Annotated in this window: 3 protein-coding genes; 1 reads left to right on the top strand and 2 read right to left on the bottom strand. The window is 63.5% G+C overall.

Annotated elements, in window-relative coordinates; all coding sequences use genetic code 11:
• The coding region (locus VN004_RS03515; protein WP_325607075.1) for an alpha/beta fold hydrolase at positions 1 to 402 on the bottom strand (402 nt) is incomplete at its 3' end.
• A 463-nt stretch (positions 403 to 865) separates the two neighbouring features.
• Entirely contained in the window at positions 866 to 2,800 is a 1,935-nt protein-coding gene (gene dxs, locus VN004_RS03510) for a 1-deoxy-D-xylulose-5-phosphate synthase (RefSeq protein ID WP_325607073.1), read from the bottom strand.
• Positions 2,801 to 3,095: 295 nt separating this feature from the next.
• Between dxs and VN004_RS03505 the strand changes: the two genes are divergently transcribed.
• A partial coding sequence (locus VN004_RS03505; RefSeq protein WP_325607071.1) for a transglutaminase family protein occupies positions 3,096 to 5,630 on the top strand: 2,535 nt, incomplete at its 3' end.

Raw genomic sequence — 5,630 nt, 5'->3', positions numbered from 1 at the left:
GGCCTCAAGCGGCGCCAGCCGGTCGGCCACGAATTTCTTCTGGAAATCGCCATCCGGCCGGCCGAAGGCGGGACTCGTTCCGACGAGAATAACCGCCTGATAGGCATCAGGTTTTCGCCGCAGCATGGTCTGCGCGATCATGCCGCCGAGGGAGTGGCCGAGGATCACCGGCCGGACCAGCCCCGCGGCCGCGATCTGCGCTTCGACGTCCTCGGAAAAGCCTTCGAAATCAATGCTCTCGATCGCCGGCCGGCCGCCGTAACCCGGCAGATCCAGCGCCAGCGGCGTGTATCCGGCGGCGCGGAAGCTCTCCACCTGCGGTTGCCAGGCGCGGGCCGATCCGCCGACGCCGTGGATGAAAACAACCCCGTTGGTCGGCGATTGCAGGCCTTGCTCTGGCATCTTCGGATCAGTGTTCTGCAGATCATCTGCGTTGGTCGGCAATCCTATTGGCTCGCGAATAAAGCTTCAAATGTAAAATATTGCGATCCGCCGCTTCCGCAGTTCGTTCGCCCCCGCGCAAAGGGGATGCTGTGAGCGACAAGCGCGGTTGCGTCGGGATTGATTGCCGCCGGAACGATGTGCCGCCGGCGGCGTTCTCATGATGACGAATCTGAGAGATGTGAACGGACAAGTAGCATCCCGGATGACAGGAGCGAACGATGCCAATGCTGTTGTGGTTTCCAATGGTCGTGATGGCCGGAATGTATCAGGCCATGGCGCACGATGTCGCAACATGGCAACGCGCGTTTGCTCCCGATACCGATCGCGACGCGTGAGGGCGTCGAGCATCTAGCTCGCAACAAACAGCTGCAAGACACTTCAAGCGTCAAGGCCCGGCATTCTTGCCGGGCCTTTTGCGTGCCTAGCCGCGCTTGCGGCCGATGCTTTTGGATTCGGCTGCCTGCTCGCGGCCGAGGGCTTCGAACACCTTCGTGACGATGCCGCGTGCATCGAGGCCAGCCGCCGCATACATCGCGGCCGGCGTATCCTGATCGATGAAGTGGTCGGGCAGCACCATCGATCGGACCTTCAATCCATTATCGAGCACGGCATTGTCGGCGAGCGTTTGCAACACATAGGAGCCGAAGCCGCCGATCGATCCTTCTTCGATCGTGATAAGCACTTCGTGCTCGCGTGCGAGACGCAGGATCAGGTCGACATCGAGGGGCTTGGCAAACCGCGCATCGGCAACGGTCGTCGACAGACCGAATGTCGTGAGTTCGTCCGCCGCCTTCAGGCATTCGGAGAGCCGTGCGCCGAACGACAGCAGCGCCACCTTGTTGCCTTCGCGGATGATCCGGCCCTTGCCGATCTCGAGCGGAATACCGCGCTCGGGCATCGGAACGCCGATGCCTTCGCCGCGCGGATAGCGCAGCGCCGACGGACGATCGTCGATTGCTGCCGCGGTCGCCACCATATGAACGAGATCGGCTTCGTCGGCCGCGGCCATGAGTACAAAACCCGGCAGGCAGCCGAGATAGGCGACATCGAAAGACCCCGCATGGGTCGGGCCATCGGCGCCGACAAGTCCGGCGCGGTCGATCGCAAAGCGAACCGGCAGCGACTGGATAGCGACGTCGTGCACGACCTGGTCATAGGCGCGCTGCAGGAATGTCGAGTAGATCGCCGCGAATGGCTTCATGCCGTCGGCGGCGAGTGCCGCGGCAAAAGTCACCGCATGCTGCTCGGCAATACCGACATCGAAGAAGCGCTTCGGAAATTCCTTCGCGAAAAGGTCAAGTCCGGTGCCGGACGGCATCGCAGCCGTAATGGCGGTGATGCTGTCATCGCGCCGCGCCTCCGCAACCAGCGCTTCGCCGAACACTTTCGTATAGGCGGGAGCCGATGCTTTCGACTTCGACTGTGCGCCAGTCGCGACGTCGAACTTGGTGACGCCGTGATACTTGTCCGCGGATTCTTCGGCCGGGCCGTAACCCTTGCCCTTCTGCGTCACGACATGGAGCAGAATGGGGCCGCCCTGCGCATCGCGGACATTCTTCAGGACCGGCAGAAGATGGTCGAGATTGTGCCCGTCGATCGGACCGACATAGTAAAAACCAAGCTCCTCGAACAGCGTGCCGCCGGTCATCATGCCGCGTGCATATTCTTCGGCGCGCATCGCGCGCTCTTCGAAGAATTTCGGAAGCTTGTGCGCGAGCTGTTTTCCGATCTCGCGAATGTTCCGATAGGTCTTTCCCGAGATGAGCCGCGCCAGATAGGCTGACATCGCGCCGACCGGAGGCGCGATCGACATGTCGTTGTCATTGAGGATGACGATCAGCCGCGAGTTCATCGCGCCGGCATTGTTCATCGCCTCGTAGGCCATGCCGGCCGACATCGCGCCGTCTCCGATGACGGCGATGACGTTGCGCGATTCCTGTTTCAGGTCGCGCGCCACCGCCATGCCGAGCCCGGCCGAAATCGAGGTGGAGGAATGCGCGGCGCCGAACGGGTCGTATTCGCTTTCGGCGCGCTTGGTGAAACCGGACAGGCCGCCGCCCTGGCGCAGGGTGCGGATGCGGTCGCGCCGGCCGGTCAGGATCTTGTGCGGGTAGGCCTGATGACCGACGTCCCAGATCAGCCGGTCATTCGGGGTGTCGAAGACGTGATGCAGTGCAACAGTGAGTTCCACGACGCCAAGACCGGCGCCGAGGTGACCGCCGGTCGAGGCGACCGCGTCGATCATCTCGGTGCGCAATTCTTTGGCAAGCTGTGGCAGGTCCGCCGCGGGCAGGGCCCGCAGGTCGGCTGGAACTTTGACCCGATCGAGAAGCGGCGTTTTGGAATTTTGGGACACCGGAATTGCCTGTTGAGAGGTCGAACCGATTGAATCTGATGCGATTTCCTGCATGGCTATAACGATTGTCGGCGCTGGGAGCAATTTTCTCCTTGTCCGGCGATCGCCGGCAGTTCCGCCGGGTCGTCCGGCCGAATGCGGGTCCCCTGCACGGGCCGCTTGACCCGAACTTAAGCGTGCGCTGCAAGAAAAGGAGGCGTGGGCCGCCGGGCCGGCTTGCTAAACTGACGGCGGCTTGGCCGCTATGGCCACAGGAGGGCGCCGCTGCCATGGTCTTTTCACATCGGGCATAACCGTGGCAATTCTCGTATCGCTCCATCACGTCACGTCCTACCGGTATGACCGGCCGGTCGGTCTCGGTCCGCAGGTGATCAGGCTTCGGCCCGCCGCGCACAGCAGGACCCAGATTCCGAGCTATTCGCTCAACGTCCGGCCGAGCCAGCATTTCATCAACTGGCAGCAGGACCCGCACGGCAATTGGCTCGCGCGGCTGGTCTTCCCCGAAAAGACCGAGGAGTTCCGGGTCGAGGTCAACCTCACCGCCAACCTGTCGGTGATCAACCCCTTCGACTTCTTCGTCGAATCCTATGCCGAATTTTTTCCCTTCGTTTACCCCGACGAACTGAGAGCCGATCTTGCCGCCTACCTGACGCCCGAGCCGGCGGGGCCTCTCGTCGCCGACTTCGTCGCATCGCTGCCGAAGGAGCCGGAGCGTACCGTCAACTTCCTGGTCGATCTCAATGCAAGGCTGCAGCAGCGCGTCCGCTACCTGATCCGGATGGAAGCCGGCGTCCAGACGCCGGAAGAGACGCTCGCCGTTGCATCCGGCTCATGTCGCGATTCGGCGTGGCTTCTGGTCAATGTCGCGCGGCATCTCGGCCTCGCGGCGCGATTCGTGTCGGGCTATCTCATCCAGCTCAAGGCCGATGTCGATCCGCTCGAAGGCCCGAAAGGGACCGACAAGGATTTCTGCGACCTCCATGCCTGGGCGGAAATTTATGTGCCCGGTGCGGGCTGGGTCGGGTTCGACGTGACCTCGGGTCTGTTGTGCGGCGAAGGACATATCCCGCTCGCTGCGACTCCGCATTACCACTCGGCGGCGCCAATCACCGGAACGGTCGATGCGGCGAATACCAACTTCCATTTCGAGATGCAGGTGGATCGCATCCGCGAGGCGCCGCGCGTCACCAAGCCGTTCTCCGACGAGACCTGGGAACAGCTCGATGCGCTGGGCGAGGCGGTCGATCGTGATCTGAAAGCGAATGACGTCCGGTTGACGATGGGCGGCGAGCCGACCTTCGTGTCGATCGACGACTTCCAGAGCGCGGAATGGAATACGGCTGCGGTCGGTCCGACCAAGCGCGGGCTCGCCGATACGCTGATCCGCAAGCTGCGCACGCGCTTCGCGCCGAACGGCTTCCTGCATTACGGACAGGGCAAGTGGTATCCGGGCGAAAGCCTGCCGCGCTGGGCGTTCTCGCTTTACTGGCGCAAGGACGGCGAGCCGATCTGGGGCGATGCGTCACTGATTGCGCGCGAGGAGGGGCCGCGCGACGCCGCGATCGCGGACGCGGAGACGTTCACGGTCGACTTCGCCAATCGCATCGGCGTCGGCGCCGAGTTCGCGTTGCCGGCATTCGAAGACACCGCCGTGTGGGCGCTGAAGGAAGCCGAGCTGCCGGAGAATGTCGATCCGACCGATCCGAAGATCGACGACCCGGAGACCCGCGCACGCATGGTGCGCACCTTCGAGCGCGGTCTGTCCAAGCCATCGGGATTCGTGTTGCCGATCCAGGCCTGGCAATCGCAATCGACGGACCGCCGCTGGAAGAGCGAGAAATGGAAGCTTCGCCGCGGCAGGCTGTTTCTTGTGCCGGGCGATTCACCGGTCGGTTTTCGGTTGCCGCTATCGTCTCTGCCCTGGGTGCCGCGATCGGATTATCCGTTCGTGCATCCGCAGGATCCGACCGAACCGCGCGACCCGCTTCCGCCGCGCGATCAGCTCGCGCAGCTTTACAATGCGGGCGGCGGATCGGCCGAGGCGGAGGCCGACCGGCAGACCCGCGTCGAACAAGTCGCGGTCGCGGGCGCCGTGCGCACCGCTCTCTCCATCGAACCGCGCGATGGCGTGCTTTGTGTCTTCATGCCGCCACTGGAGCGCCTGGAAGATTATCTCGAGCTCTTGGCAGCGATCGAAGCCAGCGCCAGGGCGACGGGCAATCCGGTTCATATCGAGGGCTATCCGCCACCGCACGACCCGCGCCTCAACGTCATCAAGGTGACGCCCGATCCCGGCGTGATCGAGGTCAATGTGCATCCGGCGACGAACTGGCGCGAGGCCGTCGAGATCACGACGGGATTGTACGAAGAAGCCCGGCAATCGCGGCTCGGCACCGACAAATTCATGATCGATGGACGCCATGTCGGCACCGGCGGCGGCAATCATGTCGTGATCGGCGGCGCAACGCCGCTGGATTCGCCGTTCCTGCGCCGGCCCGACCTGTTGCGCAGTCTCGTGCTGTATTGGCAGCGGCACCCGTCCTTGTCCTATCTCTTCTCGGGGCTGTTCATCGGGCTGACCAGTCAGGCGCCGCGCATGGACGAGGCGCGCCACGACGGTCTGTACGAGCTTGAGATCGCGCTCGAGCAGATGCCCGACGGCGAGGCGCATATTCCGCCGTGGCTGGTCGATCGGCTGTTCCGCAACATCCTCGCCGATGTCACCGGCAATACGCATCGCGCCGAGATCTGCATCGACAAGCTCTATTCGCCGGACAGTGCGACCGGGCGGCTCGGGCTGGTTGAATTCCGGTCGTTCGAGATGCCGCCC

The organism is Pseudorhodoplanes sp. (genome assembly GCF_035565855.1).
Classification (GTDB): domain Bacteria; phylum Pseudomonadota; class Alphaproteobacteria; order Rhizobiales; family Xanthobacteraceae; genus Pseudorhodoplanes.
Note: the sequence above shows the minus strand (reverse complement) of the source record. Positions and strands in the feature narration are given on the sequence as shown.